At 59.8% G+C, this 23536-nt stretch carries 22 protein-coding genes; 11 read left to right on the top strand and 11 right to left on the bottom strand.

Annotated elements, in window-relative coordinates:
* The first annotated feature begins 15 nt into the window (after window positions 1-15).
* Entirely contained in the window at window positions 16-1734 is a 1719-nt protein-coding gene (locus tag B060_RS0100360) for a DUF4153 domain-containing protein (RefSeq protein ID WP_018079757.1), read from the top strand.
* Here the strand turns inward: B060_RS0100360 and B060_RS0100355 are convergent.
* The 4 genes from B060_RS0100355 to B060_RS0100340 all read right to left on the bottom strand — a co-directional run bounded on the left by B060_RS0100355 (window position 1731) and on the right by B060_RS0100340 (window position 6740).
* Entirely contained in the window at window positions 1731-2729 is a 999-nt protein-coding gene (locus B060_RS0100355) for an LLM class flavin-dependent oxidoreductase (protein ID WP_018079756.1), read from the bottom strand. The two genes, B060_RS0100360 and B060_RS0100355, sit on opposite strands and share 4 nt — an antisense overlap.
* A gap of 339 nt (window positions 2730-3068) precedes the next feature.
* Window positions 3069-5384, bottom strand: a complete 2316-nt coding sequence (clpA, locus tag B060_RS0100350) for an ATP-dependent Clp protease ATP-binding subunit ClpA (protein WP_031220253.1) — start codon at window positions 5382-5384, stop codon at window positions 3069-3071.
* Window positions 5385-5630: 246 nt separating this feature from the next.
* Complete coding sequence (clpS, locus tag B060_RS0100345) at window positions 5631-5960, bottom strand: ATP-dependent Clp protease adapter ClpS (RefSeq protein WP_018079754.1); 330 nt, start codon at window positions 5958-5960, stop codon at window positions 5631-5633.
* A gap of 342 nt (window positions 5961-6302) precedes the next feature.
* Entirely contained in the window at window positions 6303-6740 is a 438-nt protein-coding gene (locus tag B060_RS0100340) for a phasin family protein (protein WP_018079753.1), read from the bottom strand.
* A 507-nt stretch (window positions 6741-7247) separates the two neighbouring features.
* Here B060_RS0100340 and B060_RS0100335 point away from each other — a divergent pair.
* On the top strand, window positions 7248-8717 hold the full coding sequence (locus B060_RS0100335) for an SPOR domain-containing protein (protein ID WP_236621548.1): 1470 nt from the start codon (window positions 7248-7250) through the stop codon (window positions 8715-8717).
* Between the two features lie 129 nt (window positions 8718-8846).
* Here the strand turns inward: B060_RS0100335 and B060_RS0100330 are convergent, their stop codons facing one another.
* Together B060_RS0100330 and B060_RS0100325 are read right to left on the bottom strand one after the other, a co-directional pair.
* Window positions 8847-9308 (bottom strand): J domain-containing protein, encoded by a 462-nt coding sequence (locus tag B060_RS0100330; protein WP_018079751.1) that lies wholly within the window; start codon window positions 9306-9308, stop codon window positions 8847-8849.
* Entirely contained in the window at window positions 9308-10183 is an 876-nt protein-coding gene (locus B060_RS0100325) for a division plane positioning ATPase MipZ (protein WP_018079750.1), read from the bottom strand. The genes B060_RS0100330 and B060_RS0100325 overlap by 1 nt, the downstream gene beginning before the upstream one ends.
* 163 nt (window positions 10184-10346) lie before the next feature.
* On the opposite strand from B060_RS0100325, the gene map reads away from it, so the two are divergent.
* Together map and B060_RS23610 are read left to right on the top strand one after the other, a co-directional pair.
* A complete protein-coding gene (gene map / locus B060_RS0100320; RefSeq protein WP_018079749.1) occupies window positions 10347-11165 on the top strand; it encodes a type I methionyl aminopeptidase in 819 nt (272 codons plus the stop codon).
* Window positions 11166-11258: 93 nt separating this feature from the next.
* Complete coding sequence (locus tag B060_RS23610) at window positions 11259-11948, top strand: JAB domain-containing protein (protein ID WP_023447266.1); 690 nt, start codon at window positions 11259-11261, stop codon at window positions 11946-11948.
* 233 nt (window positions 11949-12181) lie between these two features.
* On the opposite strand, the gene galA is transcribed toward B060_RS23610, so the two are convergent.
* A complete protein-coding gene (gene galA, locus B060_RS0100305) occupies window positions 12182-15058 on the bottom strand; it encodes a beta-galactosidase GalA (RefSeq protein ID WP_026172469.1) in 2877 nt (958 codons plus the stop codon).
* A gap of 97 nt (window positions 15059-15155) precedes the next feature.
* Window positions 15156-16466, bottom strand: coding sequence for a peptidoglycan-binding domain-containing protein (locus tag B060_RS0100300; RefSeq protein WP_018079746.1), 1311 nt, complete (start codon window positions 16464-16466; stop codon window positions 15156-15158).
* Between the two features lie 264 nt (window positions 16467-16730).
* Here B060_RS0100300 and purB point away from each other — a divergent pair, with 264 nt between their 5' ends.
* Window positions 16731-18035, top strand: coding sequence for an adenylosuccinate lyase (purB, locus tag B060_RS0100295; RefSeq protein WP_018079745.1), 1305 nt, complete (start codon window positions 16731-16733; stop codon window positions 18033-18035).
* A 190-nt stretch (window positions 18036-18225) separates the two neighbouring features.
* Window positions 18226-18906 (top strand): 2OG-Fe(II) oxygenase family protein, encoded by a 681-nt coding sequence (locus B060_RS0100290; RefSeq protein ID WP_018079744.1) that lies wholly within the window; start codon window positions 18226-18228, stop codon window positions 18904-18906.
* Here B060_RS0100290 and B060_RS0100285 read toward each other — a convergent pair.
* From B060_RS0100285 to B060_RS0100275, 3 genes are read right to left on the bottom strand one after another with little or no spacing between them, the layout of a single operon-like run.
* Complete coding sequence (locus tag B060_RS0100285) at window positions 18861-19376, bottom strand: hypothetical protein (protein ID WP_018079743.1); 516 nt, start codon at window positions 19374-19376, stop codon at window positions 18861-18863. The two genes, B060_RS0100290 and B060_RS0100285, sit on opposite strands and share 46 nt — an antisense overlap.
* A 12-nt stretch (window positions 19377-19388) precedes the next feature.
* Window positions 19389-19571, bottom strand: a complete 183-nt coding sequence (locus B060_RS0100280; RefSeq protein WP_155847588.1) for a hypothetical protein — start codon at window positions 19569-19571, stop codon at window positions 19389-19391.
* A gap of 21 nt (window positions 19572-19592) precedes the next feature.
* A complete protein-coding gene (locus B060_RS0100275; RefSeq protein WP_018079741.1) occupies window positions 19593-19925 on the bottom strand; it encodes a DUF1476 domain-containing protein in 333 nt (110 codons plus the stop codon).
* 340 nt (window positions 19926-20265) lie between these two features.
* Between B060_RS0100275 and purC the strand changes: the two genes are divergently transcribed.
* The 5 genes from purC to B060_RS0100250 all read left to right on the top strand — a co-directional run bounded on the left by purC (window position 20266) and on the right by B060_RS0100250 (window position 23528).
* Entirely contained in the window at window positions 20266-21027 is a 762-nt protein-coding gene (gene purC, locus B060_RS0100270) for a phosphoribosylaminoimidazolesuccinocarboxamide synthase (protein ID WP_018079740.1), read from the top strand.
* A gap of 5 nt (window positions 21028-21032) precedes the next feature.
* Window positions 21033-21272 (top strand): phosphoribosylformylglycinamidine synthase subunit PurS, encoded by a 240-nt coding sequence (gene purS / locus B060_RS0100265; RefSeq protein ID WP_018079739.1) that lies wholly within the window; start codon window positions 21033-21035, stop codon window positions 21270-21272.
* A 1-nt stretch (window position 21273) separates the two neighbouring features.
* Window positions 21274-21951 carry a phosphoribosylformylglycinamidine synthase subunit PurQ gene (gene purQ / locus B060_RS0100260; protein WP_018079738.1) on the top strand — a complete coding sequence of 226 codons (678 nt, stop codon included), beginning with the start codon at window positions 21274-21276 and terminating at the stop codon, window positions 21949-21951.
* 21 nt (window positions 21952-21972) lie between these two features.
* A complete protein-coding gene (locus B060_RS0100255; RefSeq protein WP_018079737.1) occupies window positions 21973-22368 on the top strand; it encodes a hypothetical protein in 396 nt (131 codons plus the stop codon).
* Between the two features lie 71 nt (window positions 22369-22439).
* Complete coding sequence (locus B060_RS0100250; RefSeq protein WP_018079736.1) at window positions 22440-23528, top strand: alpha/beta fold hydrolase; 1089 nt, start codon at window positions 22440-22442, stop codon at window positions 23526-23528.
* Window positions 23529-23536: the final 8 nt, after the last annotated feature.

The raw sequence follows: 23536 nt of genomic DNA, 5'->3' as shown, positions 1-23536 counted from the left end.
AAAGCGGGGGATACCATGACCAACCAACAGTTGAGACCCAATGAAGCCCTGATCGTCCGGCTGGCCACAGGGCTGGTGTTCGGACTGGCCATCGCCTGGCTGATCAAGTCGTTCGACGCCCTGGAGGGCAGAAGCATCCCGCTATGGGCGCAGGTGCTGACCAGCACCTTGATGCTCGGCGCCTTTATCCTGTGGGCCGGGGCGGGCGCGATGAAGCGCCTCAGTCTGGCGATATGGAGCGTGATCGCGCTTGGCCTGATCGCGCTGATCGCCTGGAACCGCGTCGCCCATGCCAATGAGGGCGGCTACAATCCGTTCTTTTTCAACCTCTCCTTCCTGATCTATCCGTTCCTGTTCATTACGCATGAACTTGTCTCCAGCGCCGATCAATCGGGCACGCCGATAGCGCCCTATGGCCTTTATTTCGATGAGGCGTGGAAGCGCGGCGTGCAACTGGCCCTGAGCGTCATCTTTACCGCCCTGTTCTGGGGGATATTGTGGCTGGGCGCCGTGCTGCTCGGCTATATCGGCTTTAGCTGGTTCAAGGACTTGCTCTCGAACGAATATTTCTCGTGGCCGATCTCAGGGCTGGCCATCGCCGCTTCGGTCAATCTCGGTGACGTCCAGACCAAGTTGATGCACAATTTCCGCGCCCTTGTGCTCGGCGTGCTGTCGTGGCTGCTGCCGGTGATCACTGTCATCGGGCTTCTGTTCGCCGTATCGCTCTGCTTCAGCGGACTTGAGCCTTTGTGGAAGACGAAAGCCGCCACCGCCTCGCTGCTCACCGCCTGCGTGGCGCTGGTTCTGCTCATCAATGCCGCCTATCAGCAGGGCGACGCCGAGCGCCCGGTCCATATCGTGTTGCGCTGGTCGGCGCGGCTGGCGTGCGGCCTGCTGGCGATCTTCGCGGGCCTTGCGGCCTATTCGCTTTATTTGCGCATCGCCCAATATGGCCTGACGCCAGAGCGTGTCATGGCGCTGGTCGGTGTCGTCATCGCCCTGCTCTATGGTCTGGGCTATGCGGTGGCGGCGGCGTTGCCCAGGGGCCGCTGGCTTAATCCGCTGGAGCCGGTCAATATCGCCCTCGCCTTTGTGATGGCGGCGATCTGCTTCGTCGTTCTGACGCCCATCGCCGATCCCTATCGCCTGAGCGCGCAGTCGCAAGCTGAGCGCGTCAACAGTGGCGCGGTGATACCGGAAAAATTCGACTGGCGCGTGCTGCGTTTCGAGACCGGCAGCTATGGGCTGGATGAACTCAAGCGCTTGAGCAAGAGCGGTAAGACGGACACGATCCGCAAAGCCGCTGTTACCGCCCTGGCCGTCACAAACGAAGATCGCTACCTGATCACTCCGTATCAGCCACCTCAGAACAGGGTCAAACCTGATGCGCGCCGGCTTAAAGTCGTAGCGCCTGAAAAGGCCTTACTGCCGACGAGCTTCCTGCAACAGGACTACCCGGATGAAGGCTACACCCCGCAATGCCTTACAAATACCGACCGCGTTTGTACCGTCGTCCTGCTTGATCTCAATGGCGATGCAAAGCCGGAAATCATCATGCGGGATTCAAATGCGCTGTATATCTACGCCGAAGGTGAAAAAGGCTGGGAAATGCAGGGCAGTCCTCTTTACAATTCCGGCCACGAAGAAGACTTCAATGCCGGTCGGGTGACGGCGGCAAAACCAAAGTGGGATGATCTGATGATCGGCAAGGAACGCTTACGCCTTAGGGATTAAGCCACCTTCTGCATCAATGGCAGACCCGCGAACAGTTCCACCGACTTGAGGCGCGCGCCGATATCGTGAATCGGCATGGAGATGATCAGTTCGTCGGCGCCGGTCTGTTGCAGGAAGCCGCCAAGGCGCTTTTCGATCGTGGCCGGCGAGCCCACCATGGCGTAGCGCAGCATATGGTCGATCATGGTGGTTTCTTCAGGCGTCAGGTTGGCCACGGCGTCATAGCTCGGCCGCGGAAACGGCACACGCACATTGCGGCGCAGATTGGCGAAGGACTGCTGCATCGAGGTGAACTGATAGTCGGCCTCGGCGTCGCTATCGGCCGCCACGCCCATGACCCCGACCATGACATAGGGCTTGTTCAGCGCCGCAGACGGACGGAAATGCTGGCGATAAAGCTGGATGGCGTCGAACAGAAGCTCCGGCGCGAAGTGCGAGGCGAAGGCATAGGGCAGACCCAGTTGGGCCGCCAGTTGGGCGCTATAGAGCGAGGAGCCGAGCAGCCAGATCGGCACATGGCTGTTCATGCCGGGCACCGCCAGGATGCGCTGACCATCGTCCGGTTCGCCCAGCAGTCTCTGTAGTTCCATGATATCGTTTGGGAAACTCTCGACGCCGGCGTCCATATTCCGGCGCAAAGCGCGCGCGGTCATCATGTCGGTGCCGGGGGCACGGCCAATGCCGAGATCGACGCGGCCGGGATTGAGCGCTTCCAGCGTGCCGAACTGTTCGGCGATCACAAGCGGCGAATGGTTCGGCAGCATGATGCCGCCCGAACCGATACGGATGGTCTTCGTGGCCGCGCCGACATGGGCGATGACGATCGCGGTCGCCGCCGAAGCGATGCCGGGCATGCCGTGGTGTTCGGCCAGCCAGTAACGGGAATAGCCCGCCGCCTCCGCGCCTTGTGCCATCCGCGCGGAATTGGCCAGCGCATCCCTGATGCTGCCGCCTTCGGAAATCTGCGACAGGTCGAGGATGGAAAAGGGGATCATGCGGCGCTCCGGAGAGTTCCAAGCTTTCGCTTGGCTAGGGCGACCGCCCGCCGCCGCTTATGCGGCGTGTCTGCGCGGTCCTGAAGTGCTTATGTAGGTGATGCGGTTACGATTACGAGGGTGTACAGGAAAGAAAGCAAGAAAGCCCATGACCACTGCGCAAAAGCGCGTCGGTCCCATGGCTGGCGAAAGCTATACTTTCGCTGGCGCCAAACCCCGGCAAGCAGGGAGGTATAAAAAAGAAAGCCCTCCGGTTTGCACCAAAGGGCCTTCGTTATTTAGCTGCCAACACTTCAACACACGTCGTCAACAATCCGGGTGCAGGGTCCGCGACCCTGCCTAGTCGACGATTTCGGCCTTGGCGCCCGACTTGTCCGCGCCCTTTTGCGAGGGCGTGATGTCGAAGGCGATCTTGCCGTCGGTCAGCTTGACGAGGATATGACCACCCTTGACCAGCTTGCCGAAAAGGATTTCGTCGGCCAGCGGCTTCTTGATGTTCTCCTGGATGACGCGCGCCAGCGGACGGGCGCCATACAGTTCGTCGTAACCGTTTTCGCTCAACCAGGCCGACGCTTCGTCGGTCAGTTCGATCGAGATGTGACGGTCGGCCAGTTGCATTTCCAGTTGCATGATGAACTTCTGGACGACCTGCGAAATCACATCGAGCTTCAGTTGCTTGAAGGTGACGACCGCATCGAGGCGGTTGCGGAATTCCGGCGTGAACAGGCGCTTGATGGCCTGTTCGTCTTCACCGGTCACCTTTTCGCGGCCGAAACCGATCGAGTTCTTCTGGTTATCCGAAGCGCCGGCATTGGTGGTCATGATCAGGATGACATTGCGGAAATCGACCTTCTTGCCGACCGCGTCCGTCAACTGGCCATGGTCCATGACCTGCAGCAGGATGTTGTAGATATCCGGGTGCGCCTTTTCGATTTCATCGAGCAGGACAACCGAGTGCGGTTGCTGATCGACGGCATCGGTGAGCAGACCGCCCTGATCATGACCGACATAGCCCGGAGGCGCGCCGATGAGACGCGACACCGTGTGGCGCTCCATATATTCCGACATATCGAAACGCAGGAGTTCGACGCCCATGGTGGCAGCCAGTTGCTTGGCCACTTCGGTCTTGCCGACGCCCGTGGGGCCGGAGAACAGATAGCAGCCGACCGGCTTTTGCGGATCGCGCAGACCGGCGCGGGCCATTTTCACGGCCGTGGACAGTTGCTCGATGGCCTCGTCCTGACCAAAGACCGTGCGGTTGAGGTCAACCTTCAGATCACGCAGGGCGGTGGCGTCGTCACGGGAGACCGATTTCGACGGGATACGGGCGATCTTGGAGACGACGTACTCGATTTCCTTCGGACCAATCACCTTGCGGCGCTTGTTTTCCGGCAGGACCATCTGGAGCGCACCGGCTTCGTCGATCACGTCGATCGCCTTGTCGGGCAGCTTGCGATCGGTGATGTAACGCGCCGACAGTTCCACCGCAGCCTTGATGGCAGCGTCGGTATATTTCAGATGGTGGAAGGTCTCGTAATAGGGCTTGAGGCCTTTCAGGATCTTGATGGTGTCGTCGAGCGACGGCTCGGTGACGTCGATCTTCTGGAAGCGACGCACTAGGGCGCGGTCTTTCTCGAAGTGCTGACGGTATTCCTTGTAGGTGGTCGAGCCCATGCAGCGCAGGGAACCGGCCGCCAGAGCGGGTTTCAACAGGTTCGAAGCGTCCATGGCTCCGCCGGAGGTGGCGCCGGCGCCGATAACCGTGTGGATTTCATCGATGAACAGGACGGCATTGGGGTGCGCCTCCAGTTCCTTGACGACCTGCTTGACGCGCTCCTCGAAGTCACCGCGATAACGGGTGCCGGCCAGCAGCGTGCCCATGTCGAGCGAATAGATGGTGGCACCGGCCAGAACCTCCGGCACATCGCCATCAACGATCTTCTTGGCCAGGCCTTCGGCGATCGCGGTCTTGCCAACGCCGGGATCACCGACGAGCAGCGGGTTGTTCTTGGTGCGGCGGCACAGGATCTGGATGGCGCGCTCGACTTCCGCCGAACGACCGATCAGGGGATCGACCTTGCCGTGACGCGACTTCTCGTTGAGATCGACACAATAGGCGGCGAGCGCATCGGTGGAACCGCCCTTACCTTTTTCGTCGCCCGAATTGGCGTTGTCTTCGGTGGCGCCGCGCACGACGCGGGCCTCGGTGGCGCCGGGCTTCTTGGCGATACCATGGGCGATATAGTTGACCGCATCGTAGCGCGTCATTTCCTGCTCCTGCAGGAAGAAGGCGGCGTGCGATTCGCGCTCGGAGAAGATGGCGACCAGCACATTGGCGCCGGTGACCTCATCGCGGCCGGAGCTTTGGACGTGGATCACGGCGCGCTGGATGACGCGCTGGAAACCGGCCGTGGGCTTGGCTTCTTCCGATTGCAACTCGACCAGAGATTTCAGGTCGGTTTCGATATAGGCGTCCAGGGCGACGCGCAGTTTAGACAAATCGACGTTGCAGGCACTCATCACAGCGGCCGCGTCGACATCGTCGATCAGGGCCAGAAGGAGGTGCTCAAGCGTCGCATATTCGTGGTGATGGGCATTGGCGTGACCCACTGCGCGATGCAGGGTCTCTTCTAATGCGCTGGAAAATGACGGCATGACGACCTCCAATAAATCTTGAAAACGCTGTTACTCAAATCAAAACTGTGGGCTTAAAATCTTACTTATGGTTTAAGACATTAACCCTACCAGACGTTAATCGTGGCAGTCTGAACCTGATCTGAACCCTGTAGATAGAATTTAGATAAAATCCCGGCCGTCTAAGTTTCTCCGGTTAGTCCTTCTCCATCGTGCATTGAAGCGGATGCTGATGGGCAGTTTTGCATGTTTGTCATCAGCATAACTTCAGTCTTTCTCCATCGTGCACTGGAGTGGGTGCTGATGACGGCGTGCCATATCCACGACCTGCGCCACCTTGGTTTCCGCCACCTCATACGTGTATACGCCGCACACCCCCACACCGGTTTGATGGACGTGCAACATGATCAGGGTGGCCTCTTCGCGCGACTTGTTGAAGAAGCGCTCAAGCACATAGACCACGAATTCCATCGGCGTGTAGTCGTCGTTCAGAATCAGCACGCGATAGAGCGAAGGCTTTTGTGGCTTGGGCTTGGTATCGATCAGCAATCCCGGCGCCTGTCCGGGCCTGGTCGTGGTGCCCTTGTCGGCCGCCATGATCCGTTGCGCTGCGTTCTGCCCGTCGTGTGTCAAAACCAATCTCATCTCGTATCTGTTCGTTTTCTGGCTATTTCCGGACCGATGTTCCCAGCCCTCCCTCTAGATATGCAGGAGTCGCCTAATAACAAGATAGTCCAAATGAGGACGCTGTTAAGGGGGTAAATGCACAAACATGATGCAACGCGATCACAGTTTATGGGGTGTGATGTCGAATTGTGACGCTTATGAGGGAAACGTCCATATGGTGCACCGCTGAAAAAAGAAAAGCCCCGCACCGGTGAAGGTGCGAGGCTCGGCATTCTCAGGCCTTTAGGGCCTTAGAGTTTAGCGACCAGAGTCTTAGCGATAAGACTGGAACTTCTCAACCGCAGCGGTCATGCGCGCGTTGATCGGCTTGAAGGTGTCCTTGAACGAAGCCGACAGGGTTTCGGTCAGTTGGTTCATTTCAGCGACGTAGGCTTCCATCGAGGTCTTGGCGTACTTCGATTGCAGCTCGATGACTTCCTGAATGCTCTTGGCGCCTTGCAGCGTCTTGGCGGCCGAGACGGCTTCTTCCCAGTTCTTCTTGGAGAAGGCCATGGCTTGCGCGCCGACCGTTTCCGCGCCCTTGGTGGCGGCGGTCAGGCTTTCGACGACGGCTTCGACATTGCCCTTGGCAAGGCCGTTGGCTTCGTTGAGGCCGGCCAGGGTCTTTTCGACCGAGTCCTTGAAGGCCTGGTTACCAGCCGTGGTGAACTTTTCAACAGTGGTCTTGATGGTTTCAGCAGCTTCCGACATGACAAACTCCCTATGATTGGTTTGATGCGTGGATACAAAGGCGAAATGAGCCTAATTTCCGACGTCGTTTGACATCGAACCTTCTGCCCGGTTGCGACTTTATATAACGCAAGTGCAGCATATGGTCAAGCCGTATGTTGCACTGCACAATAAGGAATACGAAAACGTGAAGAGACAATTCCCCCTATGTGGGAGTTTCTTAGCATCTTCAGGCGCGTGGTGGTTGTCTGGTGTGGTGATGCCTGCCAAACAGGCATGAACTGAGACATTATAGCGCGTTAGCGGTCACGATACGGTGAGCTTAAGGCTTGGTTAAGGAAAATTCACGACAGACTAGGCTTCTGGGACTATATTGATAGATATACCACTCACAATAAGACCACATTGTTTTCTTATTTTGCGTGGGTCCGGCGGATTCCAAATTGTGTGTAATCGCGTTTGATAGAGTTAAGGACAGCTTTGATGCGTATGATCGGGCGGACGACAGGCCAAATTTTTGGGGACGTTGTGTTGGGGGGAAAGGGCGTTGTCGCCCTGCTCCTGTCCATGCTGGCCTTCATGACACTTCTGCTGCCGGCTTCGGCCAGCGCGCAGGATCCGGGCGATAACGCCAAGTATGCGGCCATCGTGGTCGATGCCCAGACCGGCGAAGTGTTTTACGCCCGTCGTGCCGATTCAGCCCGCTATCCGGCTTCGCTGACCAAGATCATGACGCTCTACATGGCGTTCGACGCCCTGGCCCAGGGCAAGCTCAAGCCGACCGACCAGATCACCATCAGCGCCCGCGCTGCTTCCCAGGCCCCCGTGAAGGTTTACCTCAAGGCCGGCGACACGATCGACGTCGATACCGCGATGCGCCTGGTCGCGCTCTATTCCGCCAACGATCTGGCTCTTGCCCTGGCCGAGAAGATCGGCGGCACCGAAGAGCGCTTCGCCGCCATGATGACCATTCGCGCGCAGGACCTGGGCATGACCCAGACGCGCTTCGTCAACGCCAACGGCCTGCCCGATGCCCGCCAGCTCTCTTCGGCGCGCGATCTCGCGATCTTGGCCCGCGCCACCTTACGCGACTATCCGCAGTATTATAACTACTTCAACCTGCCCTCACAGGAGTTCCGCGGCCGCACCTATGTCAACCACAACCCCTTGCGTGGTCTGGATGGCGTTGACGGCATGAAGACGGGCTTTACCAACGCCGCCGGCTATAATCTGGTCGCCTCGCAGGTCAAGAACGGTCACCGACTGATCGCCGTCATGCTCGGTGGTTCCAACAAGACCCAGCGCCGCGAGCACGTCACCACCCTGATGAGCACCGGCTTCGACGTCATCAGCCGCCGCCAGCGCGGTGAGACCATCGCCGTGGCGCAGAACGAATTCACCCGCGCCATGTTCGCCGAAAGCCGCATCCCGGACAGCCCGACCTCCTATACGATGCTGGCCAGCAACAACAAGCCGTTGACAGATGACCAACTGCGCGAAACCCTTGAGGGTAGCGAACAGGCCAATGCCACGGATGTCGATGTGCAGCGCGCCAGTTCAATGGTCTCGGCGCCGGACGTGGTGCAGACCCTGAGCAAGGCCCCGACCGCCGCCGATATCAAGCCGAAGGCCGTGCCGGCCGCGACCAAGGTGGCCGCCCAAAATACTAAGACCAAGCCGGCCGCCAAGAACGCCAAGACCAAGCTGGCGGATGCCGATGAGCCGAAGAGCAAGGGTAAGAAAAAGAAGAATCCGAAGGCGACCTACGCCATTCAGGTCGGCGCCTTCAAGGACAAGTCGCTGGCGAGTGACTGGGTGAAGAAGATGCAGTCGCGCTTTGGCGAGCACCTGACGGACAGCACCACGCAGATCGCCAAGAACGACAATGGCTGGTATCGCACCCGCTTCGCCACCCTGACCAAGGAACAGGCCGCCGCCGCTTGTAAGAGCATATCGGCCAAGCACCTGGATTGCATGGTGATCAAGCCCGAGGCCTAAACCTACGGGGCGTGGGGTCTGTGACCCCACAAACCTTACCTCTTTCAAAAGAAAAACCCGGTCTTTTGGACCGGGTTTTTCTTTTGAAAGAGAGAAGACTTGGGGCCGTTGGCCCCAAACCCCATAAGTTCAGCGCCGCCGCTTCAACAGCACATCCCTTGCGGCATTCAAGGCGCTGGCGCGACTGACATCGCCGCCCTGATCCGGATGCGCCGTCTTCATCAGGTTTTTCCACGCTTCCTTGACGGCTCTTTTGTCGGCGCCAATCGCCAGGCCCAGCGTGTTGTAGGCCTTGATCTCATCAGGCGTATAGCTGGCCGCGGTGGCCGGCTGTTCGTCTTTACGGAAATAGGTTTGGTAACGCACCGAGCCGCCCACCAGGAACGAGGCCAGCAAGGCGCCCAGTCCCGGCAGCATCAGCTCGCGCACCATCAGGGTCACGCCCAGCACCAGCAAGGCCATGCTGACCAGACTGCGCAGGGCGCGGAACTGGTTGATCCATGGCCCCTGTTTCAGCCGGCCAAGGCGCGATTGCCGCCCGACATAAGCCAGCAACAGAAAAACAGCGATGGCGCCGCCGACCCAGAGCATCAGACCTCAGCCATATCGTTATCGTCCACGCCTTCAGATGCGGTTTCTGAAACTTCCGCCCCCGCCTCAAGACCAAGCGATCCCATCAAGGCCCGCAGTTCAGCACGCGCCGCGATATGACTGAGCGATACCGCCACCGGCCGGATGTCGCCGGAGAGATCGGCCACCGTCAAACCAAAGGGGAAAAGCTCACGATAGATGACCCGATCGCGCAAACCGGCCAGAACCTCAAAACCAACGCGCTTGCCCAGCGCCTGCACCCGTTCATCGACGCGCTTGCGATTACGCGCCTCATTGGCGGCCAGACGGTTGCGCAGCACGATCCAGTCAATCGACTTACCGTCCCAGACGGCGCGCTGCTTGCGTGAATTCCATACGGTTTCGGCATAGATCGACGGCCGCTTGACATCGAGCGTCACCGGATCAACCTCGCCCAGCAGATCGAAATCGATAAAGCTGTCGTTCATCGGCGTGATGATCAGGTGCGCCACGGCATGGGCCCGGCGCGACAGCACGTGGTCTCCGCCCGGCGTATCGACAATCACATAGTCCGCCTGCTCGATCGCCTCATCGAGCGCGCGGTCAAAGGCCTTGCGCGCCTCGGCTTCGGGCACGGTCAGTAGGCTGGCCGGCTTGTCATGCAGGTGAGGCTCAAAGGCCATCGGCAGTTGCTTTTCATTGGCCGCCACCCACTTGGCGCGGTTGGAGAAAAAGCGCGCCAGAGACCGCTGACGCAGGTCGAGATCGATAAAGGCGACGCGTTTGCCTTGATGGAGCAGATGCACGGCGACGTGCATGGCGACGGTCGATTTGCCCGCCCCGCCCTTTTCATTGCCGAATACCAGAATACGCGCGCCCGACTTGACGTCACTCATAACTTACTCCTGCCACCTCTTATTGAATCAGGTGGTTCACCTCATTTAAGCCCTCTGCCGCCGCGCCGCCAGTAGCTGGTTAACATAGGGTTAAAATTTGACGTGGGTAAGTTGTCGCAACTGCCTACTGGATTTGAGGCCGTGACAGGACTATATTGCCGCCATGAACACAGATTCCGATTATATGCTCCGCTCCGAAACCATCCGTATCCATACCGACGAGGACTTCGCCGGCATGCGCAAGGCCGGTCGCGTCGCCGCCGAATGCCTCGACATGCTGATCCCCTACGTGGTGCCCGGGGTGAAGACCTCGTACCTCGATGATCTGGCGCGCGAGTTCATCGCCGATCACGGCGGCCTGTCGGCCTGCCTGTTTTATCGCGGTTACCAGCATACGGTCTGTATCTCGCCCAATCATGTGGTCTGCCACGGCATCCCGTCGGACAAGACCCTGCGCGAAGGCGACATCGCCAATATCGACGTCACCTGCATCGTCGATGGCTGGCATGGCGATACCTCGCGCATGTATGAGGTCGGCGTTGTGGCGCCCAAGGCCAAGCGCCTGATCGATGTCACCTACGAAGCCATGGCGCTGGGTCTGGCCCAGATCAAGCCGGGCAATACCTTTGGCGATATCGCCGCCGCCATCCAGAAATACGCCGAAGCCCAGCGCTGCTCGGTGGTGCGCGATTTCTGTGGCCATGGCGTCGGTCGCGTCTTCCACGATAATCCCAACGTCCTGCACTTCGGCAAGGCGGGCACCGGTCCGCGTCTCGAAAAGGGCATGTTCTTCACGGTCGAGCCAATGATCAATCTCGGCAAGCCCGATGTGAAGGTGCTGAACGACGGCTGGACCGCCGTAACGCGCGACAAGATGCTGACCGCGCAATGCGAACACTCCTGCGGCGTGACTGATGATGGCGTGGAACTCTTCACCGCCTCGCCGACCGGCCAGTTCAAGCCCTTGCCGGTTCTGGGCTAGATTTCAGCACAGGGGGGTGCATGGACGACAACGCACTGGAAGAGGCTGGCAGCTTTTTCGACACTGTGCCCGCCGCTCTGAACCTCCCTGATCATGGCGGTCATCGCCATCGTCTGCGTCACCGCGCCCGGCTTGGGCGGCGTGTCCGCCCTGCCCGATTACGAACTTCTGGAACTGTTCCTGTTCCGCTCAATCCCGCAACGCGATGTGAGGCCGCTGGCCAAGGCCGTGCTGGCGCGCTTCGGCTCCCTGCCTGCCACGCTCTCGGCGCCGCTGGAAGATATGCTTCAGGTCTCGGCGGTCGATAACAAGGGCAAGGCGCTTAAGGTCACGGGCGATATCGCGCTCGATCTCGCCCTGATGTTCGAGGCGACGCGCCGCATGGTGGCCGAACCGCTCAAGCGCTCGACGGTGATTTCGAGCTGGTCGGCGCTGATATCCTACCTCAAGGTGCCCCTGGCCCACGAACGGCGTGAGCAGTTCCGCATCCTGTTTCTAGACAAGAAAAACCAGCCTATCGCCGATGAGATCATGGGCCACGGCACGGTCGATCACGCCCCGGCCTATCGGCGCGAAATCATGCGTCGGGCGCTGGAACTGTCGTCGAGTCCGGTGATTTTGGTCCACCCCCCCCCTTCCGGCGATCCGATGCCGTCGCAAGGCGATATCGACATGACCAAACAGATCGTGGCGGCCGGCAAGCCGCTCAAGATCACCGTCCATGATCATCTGATCGTCGGCCGCGAAGGCGTGGCCTCGCTCAAGCAGATCGGCGCGTTTTAGCTCTTTCCTGACGCGCGATAGCCTCTATAAGATGTGTAAAAGAGAAGGAACGGGATTATGAAACTCAGGCAGAAGGAGGGGACGCACAGCAGGGCCACGCCCGCCTTCTGGCACGCGGACGACGGCGCGACCTCCGGCTGTCCGCACAACTGGGAACAACGCAGGTTCCCCCGCCGCCCTTACGATGCGCTCAAGTCCGAGCCCCGCACCGGCGACACCCCGCCTGATCAGCGCTAAGTTTTGCTCCGCGTCCGTATCTGGCCATTGAAGCCGTAAGCCTCACCCGCCCTGACCTTGAACAGCACCGACAGACGGCGCTCGCCGGAAAGCGCCGGCAGGTCCAGCGTCAAAGCCCCCGGCGCGGCATCGGTTTTCGTCCCGATCAGCTTGCCGTTCTCATAGACCTCACAGGCGCCGGTGATGCCCAGAAACTCGACCTTGCCGCCCGCCTTCTGCACCTTCGCAAAGGGCGCATAGCGCACCGCCACCAGACTGTAGCCGTCCTGATCGAGCGGTCGGTTGAGCGTGCCGGGCCTAAACCACTGCCACGAATTCATATCGTTATCGGCGGCTTTCTGACCCGGATCGGGGCGCGTCACCGACATCGGCGCCATGAACCAGCTATCGAGCAACTGCACCGAAGGCGTCGTCACCTGATAGGCCAGAGGCGCGGTCGCCTCGACCGGAAGGCGCAGGTCTGCGGCCTTAAGCCCCGGCGCGGTGGCGCGGATGCGCAAAGTGCCCGCCTGCCCTTCCAGGCTCTGCACGATCACCTGACCATAGCCATTATAGAGCGAACGCTTGTCGCCCTTCTCCGGCTCAAGGCTGTTGGCATCGCCGTTACCCAGACCGACAATGGCGCCGCCGCTGATCTCGTAGGTGATCATGTGCTGGGCCAGCGGCACATGACGGCCCTTCTTGTCGATCGCTTCCACGGTCAGCGGCTGGGCATCGCGACCATCCGCCTTCAGTCCGGCACGATCGGCGGTGAGGCGCAAGGCCAACGGCTCGCCCGTCGTCTCGTTGCGCGTCGTCCTGACCACCTTGCCGCCGGTATAGCCGCGCACCTCGATGGCGCCCGGCGCATAGGGCACGGTCCAGAAGTTCATCTCATAAGGATCGACCTTTTGCCGTCCGGCGGACTTGCCGTTGACGAACAGCTCGACCTCCTCCTGGTTTGAGCAGGCCATGACGCGCACCGGCTGACCGGCCGTCTCCCAGTTCCAGTGCGGCACCAGACCAAGCACGGGCCTGTCCTTCACCCACTGCGCCTGGTGAATCCAGAAGGCCGCTTTCTCGAAGCCGCACAAATCCATGATGCCAAACACCGAACTGTTGGACGGCCAGATGTAGGGCGTCGGCTCGCCGTGATAATCGAATCCGGTCCAGACAAAGCCGCCGGCGATATAGTCGCGCGTGGCGATGGCCTTCCACGCCTTGCAGTGCGTGGCGCCCCAGTCGGCAGCGTCATCGTCATAGGAGGCGCTGACGTGCTTGTCCATGTCGGTCTTATAGACGCCGCGCGTCATGAAGGCGCTGGTGTCTTCCGATGAGAAGACCGGGATGGTCGGGTGCGCCTTGTGGAAGGCGTCGTACTGGTCCTGCTGGTAGTTGATACCGACGACATCGACCGCGTGGGCGACATTGAGCGGGGTGAACAGGCCGTCGTTCATGGCGGCGGTGACCGGACGCGAGGTATCGAGTTCTTTCACCGCCTCGCTCATGCGGCGCACCATCTGGTAACCGGCCTCGGTGCCCTGCATCGGCTCCTCGTTGAACACCGACCACAGATAGACGCTCGGGTGATTGCGGTCACGACGCACCAGCCACTGCAGTTCGGCCATGTGGATCAGCGCCGGATTGAAGACGCGGTTTTCCGCCATGACGAGGAAGCCGTGGCGGTCGCAGGCGTCCATCAGCGCGCGGCTCTGGGCGTTATGCGAGAAGCGGATGGCGTTGCAGCCCAGCTCTTTCAACCGGCGCAGGCGGAAATCGATAACCCCATCCGGCACCGCAACGCCGACACCGGCATGATCCTGGTGGATGCAGACGCCCTGAATTTTCAGGTGTTTGTCGTTCAGGAAGAAGCCCTTGTCGACATCGAAGCGCTGGGTGCGGAAGCCGCAGGTGGTGGTGATTTCGTCGAGTAGCTTGCCGTCCTGTTCAACCCTCGTATGCACTTCATAAAGTTCGGGATTATCGACACTCCATAAGGCAGGATTGGTCAGAGTAGATCCGTGCGCTAATTCCATATGCACAACGGCATTCTCTAAGGCGCTAACCTTTGTTGTTGCTTGAACTTCTGCGGCTATCCCACTCAACACACCAGCCGCGCGTTTGTCCCACAGTCTGCTGATAACAGTGACCTGACTATCAGACAAACCCGTATTGTTAAGCGTCACTTCGACCGGAATTTTCCAACCTTCATCGTCCTTGATTGGGTGGGCGAAGACGCCATCCGTCACGATATGCACCGGGTTGCGCTTGACGATCCAGGCGTCACGGTAGATGCCGCCGCCTTCGTACCACCAGCCCTCCATGGCGTTGGCGTCGACGCGGATGACCAGCGAATTGACGAGATCGCCATAGGTGGCATAGGGCGTCAGGTCGATATAGACCGAGTTATAGCCGCTCCAGTTACGCGCCACGAGGGTGCCGTTGAACCAGACCGTCGCGTTGGTGGCGATGCCGTCGAGTTGCAGTTCGATATGCTTGCCGTTATCGGCCTTCTCGAACCTCAGGGTGTTGCGATACCAGACGATGCCGCGCTTGCGATAGCCTTGCGAGACATTGGCGTCCTCGACGATCGGCTGGAAGCTGACGAAATCGTGCGGTAGACTTACCGGGGGCCATTCGGAATCGTCATAGCCGGTGGCGGCGGCGCCCTGCGCGCTGCCGGCCTTGGCGGCGTTATAGGTGGCGCCATGCCCCACAATGATGGGGAACGGGATATCGCCGTCAAAAAAACGCCAGCCCTTATTGAGCAACAGAGTCTCACGGGGGCCTGCAACAGCCGCTTCCGGGCCATTCGTACCCGCAAAAACTGTCTGAGGCAGCAAGCCCATGGCAACCAGTGCACTGGCGCTTTTAAACAAGTCCCGACGATTCATATCCTGCTCCCGATTTTATGATTTTGGGGGAGCATAGACATGGAAACGGCGCGTTTTGAACCCCAAAACGCGCCGTTTCCATTGATTTATAGTATTTTTATTTCGTTAGGGGAACCAACGGCACACCAAGCAGTTTGACGGCCTCGACCGAAGGCTGGCCCTGAGGCAAGCCGTTATCGGCCTGGAATTTCTGCATGGCCGATACGGTCTGCTGGCCAAGCTGGCCATCGATCGCGCCCGGCTGATAACCACGGGCCGCCAGGGCGCGCTGTACTTCCATGATCTTGGTGGAGGAGGTATTTTTGCCGCAAATGACTTCACGCCACACCGGTTCCGGTTGTCCGGTCACACGCTGCTGCGTCACCTCGTCATAGACGGCGGGAACAACATAGGCTTCGGTGCGCGCCGGCCGGACAACGCGGCGCACCTTGCGCTTTTCATAAACGGCGGGGATGACCACCTCTTCGACGCTTTCCGGCACATCGACCACCTCGCGGCGGACGCGGCGGGTCTCGGCCGGCACCTCGACGCGGCGAACGCGCTCAGGCTCGACCTCGACGCGCGATTGACGGTCTTCATAGACGCCTGGCACCATTTTGAGGCACCACACGTCCTGGCCATCGTTATGCTCGACATAGTCAGCGGTTTCGCGCGACACCGGCATGGGCTGGCTCTTACCCGGCCATTGCAGGGTGCCATCGGCGCGATAACGCACCGGCGCGTGCTCGACCGGCGTCACCAGCGGCGCCTCGGTCGGGATGCCCTCGCGGCGCACCCATTCGCGGCGGGCGTCCTTGACCATGACGTGCTCGACCCGGGTTTCGTAACGGGGCGGAATGCGTTCTTCGCGGAAGCCGGCGGGGCGCACAATTTCGGTGACCATTTCCTTACGGACAACGGCCGGCACAACGCGGCGCTCGATCCGTTCAGGCGCCACCAGCACGTTCTCTTCGACCATCTCCACCACTTCCGGCACGGTGCGGGTCTCGGTGCGCTCCGGCTTGACCACCACGCGCTCACGGTAGCTTTCCACCTTGGGCGAGGTCAACAGGCGCGAGAAACACTGGCCGGCAATGGCATTGCGGCGCAGGTCTTCCGGCAGTTGCTGCCAGTCCGGCGACCCCACCGGCCCTTTCGGACAGGCGATAACCGGCTCACCGGAAAGCGCGGCAGTCTGGGCCACGACCTGATCGACATCATGGCCTTGCGAGCTGTACTGCGCATCCGTCGTGCCGGTCTGGACCACGCCCACGGTACGCGCGGCGGCCTGACGTGACTGTTCGTCGAAGGTTTTCGAGACCGGTCGCACGACCGGCCTGGCCTGGCTATCCGCTACAGCCGGCACTGAAAGGCTAAGGCCGGCCAGGGCCATAAAGGCCACACCGGATTTCAGGAAAAGCTTATGCACCACAGCACCCTCAAGATTCGCGTCAAATATCTGTTGCAGCCCTGGACCTTGCGTGACTCACGCTGAGGCTGCCGAAGATTTCAAATTAACCTTTTATAAACCTTTGCACCAACCCTTCTCACCTGCAAAGCGTAAATTAACCCCATTTTTCTGCCCGTTCGCGGTATGGCTAAACAAGCCGCAGCCTCTTTTAGGCTTGACATTGCGCCCCCATCTTCCCATTGCCACCGCGACACGTGTTTTAAGCTGTACAGGTATCCCCCCATGATCCACCGTTATGCCCGCAAGGAAGCCGCCGCCATCTGGGATTCGGCGATGAAATACAAGATCTGGTTCGAGATCGAAGCCCATGCCGCCACCAAGATGGCCGAACTGGGCGTGATCCCGACAGAAGCAGCTGAAATTCTGTGGGAAAAGGGCAAGGACGCCGCCTTTGACGCCGACCGCATCGACGAGATCGAGCGCACCGTCAAGCACGACGTCATCGCCTTCCTGACCCATGTGTCGGAAATCGTCGGCCCCGAAGCGCGCTTCCTCCACCAGGGCATGACCTCGTCGGACGTGCTCGACACCTGCTTTGCTGTGCAACTGCAAAAGTCGGCCGACCTTCTGATCGAGGACGTCGATCTGGTGCTGGCCGCCCTCAAGAAGCGCGCGCTGGAGCATAAGCTTACCCCGACCGTCGGCCGCTCGCACGGCATCCACGCCGAGCCGGTGACCTTCGGCCTCAAGCTGGCCGGCTATTACGCCGAGTTCACTCGCGCCCGTAAGCGGCTGGTGGTGGCCCGCGAAGAAATCTCGACCTGCGCCATTTCCGGCGCCGTCGGCACCTTCGCCAACGTTTCGCCCGAGGTTGAGGCCTATGTCGCCGAAAAGATGGGCCTTGAGGTCGAGCCGGTCTCGACCCAGGTCATCCCGCGCGACCGTCACGCCGCCTATTTCGCCGCGCTTGGCGTGGTCGCCTCGTCGATCGAGCGCCTGGCCACCGAAATCCGCCACCTGCAGCGCACCGAGGTTCTGGAAGTCGAGGAATTCTTCTCGCCCGGCCAGAAGGGCTCGTCGGCCATGCCGCACAAGCGCAACCCGGTCCTGACCGAAAACCTGACCGGCCTCGCCCGTCTCGTCCGTTCGGCCGTCGTGCCCGCCATGGAAAACGTCGCCCTTTGGCACGAGCGCGACATCTCGCACTCCTCGGTCGAGCGCGGCATCGCACCCGACGCCACCATCCACCTCGATTTCGCCCTGCGCCGCCTGGCCGGCGTGATCGATAACCTGCTGATCTATCCCGACAACATGCAGAAGAACATCGACCGTCTCGGCGGCCTGGTGCACAGCCAGCGCGTCATGCTGGCCATGACGCAGAAGGGCATGTCGCGCGAGGATTCGTATTCGGCCGTCCAGCGCAACGCCATGAAGGTGTGGCGCGGCGAGGGTAACTTCCTCGATTTCCTGGCGGCGGATGAAGATGTATCGAAGTTCTTCACGCGCGAACAACTGGAGCCGTTCTTCAATCTCGATTACCACACCAAGCACGTGGATACGATTTTCGCCCGCGTGTTTGGCGCTTAAGTTACACAAAAGAGCCCCACCACCACGCCTCACCTCAGGCGCTGTCCCCCTCCCCGAACATGTCCGGGAGGTATAAGAATTAATGCATACCCTGCTCCTCCCCGCTTGTCGGGGAGGGGGACCATGAGTGAAGCGAAACGAAGTTCCGCGAAGCGAATGGTGGTGGGGCATCTTACTTTCAAGGCCTCCCATGCCCACCCTGCTTACCGATCAGTTCGACTTTGCCGGCTATGAAAGCCGCTTTACCGGCAAGGGGCGCATCCGTCTCGAAGGCGCGCTGGCCGCTGAGGACGCCCTGCGCGTTCACCATGCGCTCGAACAGCAGACGCCGTGGGAACTGCAACTGGTCAGCAAGACGGGCAAGCCGGAAATCCTCTCCAGCGCCGAACTGAACACCCTGTCACCCGACATCATCCAGACCAAGCTACAGGACGCCGCCGAACGCGCCCAGTCCGGCCTCTCCTATCTGCGCCTCGGTCTCGACCTGATGGAGGCCGACACCATCGCGCTGGCGCCGCTGGCCAATCTGATCAAGTCCGAAGCCTTCGCGGCCTTCTGCAGCCAGCTTACGGGCCTCAGCGGCCTCGAACTGATGAGCTTGAGCGCCGTCTGTTATCGCAATGGCGATTTCTTCACCCAGCACACCGACCAGTCGGCCCGCCTGAGCTTTGAGTGGAACTTCACGCAGAACTGGCGTTCGGACTGGGGCGGCCAGATGCTGTTCCATTCGCCCTCGGGCGATATCGAAGGCGGCATCATGCCGCGTGTGAACGATCTGTCGCTGTTTGCCGGCGATCAGCCGCGCTCCATCGCCTCAGTCGCGCCCTATGCCGGCGGCCCGCGCTTCTCGATTACCGGACGGTTCGGCTGAATGGCGTCATAAGTAACTTGCTTAGACAAAGCAGGCTTCTTGAACACGTCTGCATAAAGAGTCATCGATACGTAAATGGCCAGGTATGTCATGACATTGACCGAATGTTCGTATGCCCTGCGGCCATCCCCAAACTGCTGTTGCCACAGGCAATGGACGTCTTCCCATGCGACCAAGAAAAATAATGGGATGGTAAATGACAGGAGAAGTAATCGCGGCAGTTCAAGCCAACTTTTTCGGCGACGGTAGCTTATGATGACGGTCGGCAGGAACAGTACCACTCCGGACGTCAGAAAAAAGGGAACGTACCAGTCCGATCGGATATCACCATATAGGATATCACCATAGATGATGACATAACTGACAATGATTCCTGCAAAAACGAAAATGACGAGATAAAATAAAGCTACCAGACGGTTTTTGAACCGCAACGCCTCAGCATCTTGTCTGGCTATAATATCCTTTAGCATATCCGCTCCGTGCTATTTATGCACCGTCGGTGGTGGTGGCGGCGGTGCATCTACCGGCTGCGTATCCAGCGGCGGCGGTGGCGGCGGTGCGCCGATCGGCTGGGTATCGAGATCGGAATGTCTGGGCATGGTGGCGCAACCGGCCATGGCCGTGGCAAACCCGATGATCATGAACGCAATAACAACCGACTTCATCATCATCTCCGTATTGAGAATTTAGCTTTTAAGGGCTTCTCTGGCCTGGGCCAGGAATTCCGCCGCCTTGGTGCGGACTTCGGATTCGCGCACGGCGATATTGGAAGCCGTCAGATCACCGAGGATCTTGCGAATCACGTCTTCTTCCGAAGGCTGATCACTCTCGGCGCGGACAACCGCCCGGGCGTAGCTTTCCGCCGACTTGCCCGACAGCCCCATTTTCTCAGCCCCCCACATCGCCATCATGCGATTGCGGCTGGCGGCAGCCTGGAATTCAAAGGCATCGCTGCCCTGAAACGGGACATCAATGGCTTTAGAGCTGGCTTCAGAAGAATTTTTGTCGGTCGAAGGCATGGGTGGCGGAACCTTTCAGGGTAATCCGGTTTTAGTTCCCCTTACGTCCCGGTGCAACCACAACCGACACTTTATCGACCGTTTTCTTACGCGACGCGCGCTCAAGGCGCATTTTCCCGGCGCTCCATGTTAAAAAAGCGACGAAATTCCCCGTGCGCGCCCTGTACATCCACTGCGTTTTTGTTTATTTGCGGGCGCAACTGGCATTCTCTATGATGCTGATGACCATGGCCCCTGAAATCCCCGCCTGTGAGCCTGACGGCCTGGCGCCGCTCATAGGGCCCCGCCCTTGTTCCGGACAATCCGCTATCCGGGATATTTTCCAACACTGGACACGCATATGACCACCAAGACCCGCAAGAAAATCTACGAAGGCAAGGCCAAGATTCTTTATGAAGGCCCCGAGCCCGGCACGCTGGTCCAGTACTTCAAGGACGACGCCACCGCCTTTAACGGCGAGAAGAAGGCGCAACTCGAAGGCAAGGGCGTCATCAACAACCGCATCAGCGAATTCGTGATGACCAAGCTGAACCAGATCGGCGTGCAGAACCACTTCATCAGGCGCCTGAACCTGCGCGAGCAACTGATCCGCGAAGTCGAGATCATCCCGCTCGAAGTCGTCTGCCGCAACGTGGTGGCCGGCTCGATGGCCAAGCGCTTCGGCCTGCCCGAAGGCCAGGCCCTGCCGCGTTCGATCATCGAATTCTACTACAAGAACGACGCCCTCAATGATCCGCTGGTCACCGAGGAGCACATCACGGCGTTCAACTGGGCCAACACCCAGGAAATCGACGATATCCTCGCCACCACCCTGCGCGTCAACGACTTCCTGTCGGGCATGTTCGCCGCCGTCGGCATCACCCTCGTCGACTTCAAAATCGAATATGGCCGCCTGTTCGAAGGCGATTTCGCCCGCGTCATTCTGGCCGACGAAATCAGCCCCGACTCGTGCCGCCTGTGGGATTCCACCAGCGGTGAGAAGCTCGACAAGGACCGTTTCCGCCGCGATATGGGCAATGTGATCGAATCCTACACCGAGGTCGCCAAGCGTCTCGGCATCATGGGCGACATGCCCCGCGTCATTGAAGGTGGAGCGCAGTAAGAGTTATGAAAGCCAAGGTCCACGTTTATCTGAAGCCCGGCGTTCTGGATGTTCAGGGCAAGGCCGTCGAAGGCGCCCTGCACGATCTTGGCTGGGGCGGCGTTTCCAATGTCCGCGTCGGCAAGCTGCTGGAATTCGATCTCGACGGCGCCGATCAGGAAGCCGCCAGGGGCGAACTGAAGGCCATGTGCGAAAAGCTCCTGGCCAATACGGTCATCGAATCCTACAAGGTTGAGGTCGCGTAACATGACGTTCAAGGCAGCCGTTCTCGTCTTCCCCGGTTCCAACTGCGATCGCGATTGCAAGACCGCCGTGGAAACCACCGTCAACGGCAAGGTTGATATGGTCTGGCACGAGGACACCACCCTGCCCTCCGGTCTCGACCTGATCGTCATTCCCGGCGGCTTCTCCTACGGCGATTACCTGCGCTGCGGCGCCATGGCCTCGCTGTCGCCAATCATGCAGGCGGTCAAGGCCGAAGCCGAGCGCGGCATGTCGGTGCTGGGGATCTGCAACGGCTTCCAGATCCTGTGCGAAGCCGGCATGCTGCCGGGCGCCCTGCTGCGCAATTCTGCCCTGAAATATGTCTGCAAGCCGATCGAACTGAAGATCGAGAACCGCAAAACCCGCTTCACCAACGCCTATGGCAATGCCCAAAGCGTCTGGATGACCCAGGGCAATGGCGACGGCAACTTCTTCGCCGATGAGGCGACGCTGAAGGACATCGAGGACAACAACCAGGTTGTCTTCCGCTACGCCGAAAACCCCAACGGTTCAATGAACGACATCGCTGGCCTCATCAACAAAAAGGGCAATGTGCTCGGCATGATGCCGCACCCCGACCGCGCCTTCGAAGACGCGCTCGGCTCGGCCGATGGCGGTCCGCTTTTCCGCAGTCTGGTCGGCGCGCTGCAAAGCGCCTGATCGCGCTAAGACGGAGGGGGAATGTCCGTCGAAAATTTGAAACACAGTTGGTGGTTTCCAGCACTCGCTCTCCTGTGGTTCGTGTTGGCTATGGGGCCACAAGTCTTAACTTCAACGGTTTTAAAGCTGTCATCGCAAGAGGCCGCTGCGGTCATCACGACCGCTCCCTTGGAACATGTTACCTGCAAATATCAGTTCAGTGTCGGCGATCGCTACTTTATCGGCAAAGGGCATGACTGCGCCAACGCCCCTGTCGGCGGCTCCATTACTATCTATTACTGGCCGACCCATCCCCTGATATCAAGCAATGTGGTTCCCGGTAGCGATTCCTCCGAAATCCTTTCGGATATCGTTATTGGTCTCCTGATTTTTATGGGAGCCACTTTGATAGCTTCCCTGAGATCTCGAGACGATTAATGCGGCGGTATATTGCTAAAGTGCGTCCGCATGATAATCGTATACGATTGTAGGCGATAGAGGACTGCCCCATGCGCGCGATGACGACCCTTCTGACGACCGCCGGTATCATTAGCTTGATGCTCACCGCTCAAGCCTCAGCAGCCCCCGCGGTTACGGAAGCCGATGTCGTCGTCAAGGATTTCCATTTCCACGATGGCGAAACCCTGCCGGAATTGAAGCTGCACTATCGCACGCTCGGCACGCCGCACCGTAATGCGCATGGCAAGATCGACAACGCCGTCATGATCCTGCACGGCACCGGCGGCTCTGGCGCGCAATTCCTAGCGCCGCAGTTCGCCGATGAACTTTACGGCCCCGGCCAGCCGCTCGACGCCACGAAGTATTTCATCATCCTGCCGGATAATATCGGCCACGGCGGATCGTCCAAACCGAGCGATGGCCTGCGCATGGCCTTCCCCAAATATGACTATGACGACATGGTGGAGGGCCAACGCCTCATACTGGCCAAGGGGCTGGGCATCGAGCATCTGCGCCTGATCTTCGGCACATCGATGGGCTGTATGCACATCTTCGTCTGGGCCGAGGCGCATCCGGATTTCGCCGATGCCTTGATGCCCATGGCCTGCCAGCCCATCGAGATCGCCGGTCGTAACCGCATGTGGCGGATCGGCTCGATCGACGCTATCAAGGCCGATCCGGCCTGGCAGGGCGGCAACTACACCAGCCCGCCCGCACAGGGTTTGCGAACGGCCGCCGCCCTATCGGTGATCGCCGGCAGCGCACCGGAATATCTGCAGGCGCAATACCCGACCCGGCAACAGGCCGAGACCTATTGGCGCGAACGCATCGACAAGAACCTGGCCTCCACCGATGCCAATGACATGATCTATCAGTATGACGCCTCGCGGAACTACAATCCCTGGCCGGGTCTGGAGCGCATCACAGCGCCGATGACATGGATCAATTCGGGCGACGATTTCATTAATCCACCCGAACTCGGCATCACCGACAAGGCCTTGCAGCGCCTGAAAACCACGCACATCCGCCTGATCCCGTCCTCGCCGGAAACACGCGGCCACGGCACCCATACCTGGGCGAAATTCTGGAAGGATGACCTGAGCGACCTTCTGAAACGGACCGCCAAACAGCCTCAGTAGCTTTACAA

This window comes from Asticcacaulis benevestitus DSM 16100 = ATCC BAA-896 (assembly GCF_000376105.1).
Taxonomy (GTDB): domain Bacteria; phylum Pseudomonadota; class Alphaproteobacteria; order Caulobacterales; family Caulobacteraceae; genus Asticcacaulis; species Asticcacaulis benevestitus.
This window is presented reverse-complemented; position numbering and strand designations above follow the sequence as displayed.

Coding starts and splice junctions, on each gene's coding strand:
- B060_RS0100360 (WP_018079757.1), top strand. CDS start 16: ATGACCAACCAACAGTTGAGACCCAATGAAGCCCTGATCGTCCGGCTG.
- B060_RS0100355 (WP_018079756.1), bottom strand. CDS start 2,729: ATGATCCCCTTTTCCATCCTCGACCTGTCGCAGATTTCCGAAGGCGGC.
- clpA (WP_031220253.1), bottom strand. CDS start 5,384: ATGCCGTCATTTTCCAGCGCATTAGAAGAGACCCTGCATCGCGCAGTG.
- clpS (WP_018079754.1), bottom strand. CDS start 5,960: ATGGCGGCCGACAAGGGCACCACGACCAGGCCCGGACAGGCGCCGGGA.
- B060_RS0100340 (WP_018079753.1), bottom strand. CDS start 6,740: ATGTCGGAAGCTGCTGAAACCATCAAGACCACTGTTGAAAAGTTCACC.
- B060_RS0100330 (WP_018079751.1), bottom strand. CDS start 9,308: ATGCTCTGGGTCGGCGGCGCCATCGCTGTTTTTCTGTTGCTGGCTTAT.
- B060_RS0100325 (WP_018079750.1), bottom strand. CDS start 10,183: ATGAGTGACGTCAAGTCGGGCGCGCGTATTCTGGTATTCGGCAATGAA.
- map (WP_018079749.1), top strand. CDS start 10,347: ATGAACACAGATTCCGATTATATGCTCCGCTCCGAAACCATCCGTATC.
- B060_RS23610 (WP_023447266.1), top strand. CDS start 11,259: ATGGCGGTCATCGCCATCGTCTGCGTCACCGCGCCCGGCTTGGGCGGC.
- galA (WP_026172469.1), bottom strand. CDS start 15,058: ATGAATCGTCGGGACTTGTTTAAAAGCGCCAGTGCACTGGTTGCCATG.
- purB (WP_018079745.1), top strand. CDS start 16,731: ATGATCCACCGTTATGCCCGCAAGGAAGCCGCCGCCATCTGGGATTCG.
- B060_RS0100290 (WP_018079744.1), top strand. CDS start 18,226: ATGCCCACCCTGCTTACCGATCAGTTCGACTTTGCCGGCTATGAAAGC.
- B060_RS0100285 (WP_018079743.1), bottom strand. CDS start 19,376: ATGCTAAAGGATATTATAGCCAGACAAGATGCTGAGGCGTTGCGGTTC.
- B060_RS0100280 (WP_155847588.1), bottom strand. CDS start 19,571: ATGAAGTCGGTTGTTATTGCGTTCATGATCATCGGGTTTGCCACGGCC.
- B060_RS0100275 (WP_018079741.1), bottom strand. CDS start 19,925: ATGCCTTCGACCGACAAAAATTCTTCTGAAGCCAGCTCTAAAGCCATT.
- purC (WP_018079740.1), top strand. CDS start 20,266: ATGACCACCAAGACCCGCAAGAAAATCTACGAAGGCAAGGCCAAGATT.
- purS (WP_018079739.1), top strand. CDS start 21,033: ATGAAAGCCAAGGTCCACGTTTATCTGAAGCCCGGCGTTCTGGATGTT.
- purQ (WP_018079738.1), top strand. CDS start 21,274: ATGACGTTCAAGGCAGCCGTTCTCGTCTTCCCCGGTTCCAACTGCGAT.
- B060_RS0100255 (WP_018079737.1), top strand. CDS start 21,973: ATGTCCGTCGAAAATTTGAAACACAGTTGGTGGTTTCCAGCACTCGCT.
- B060_RS0100250 (WP_018079736.1), top strand. CDS start 22,440: ATGCGCGCGATGACGACCCTTCTGACGACCGCCGGTATCATTAGCTTG.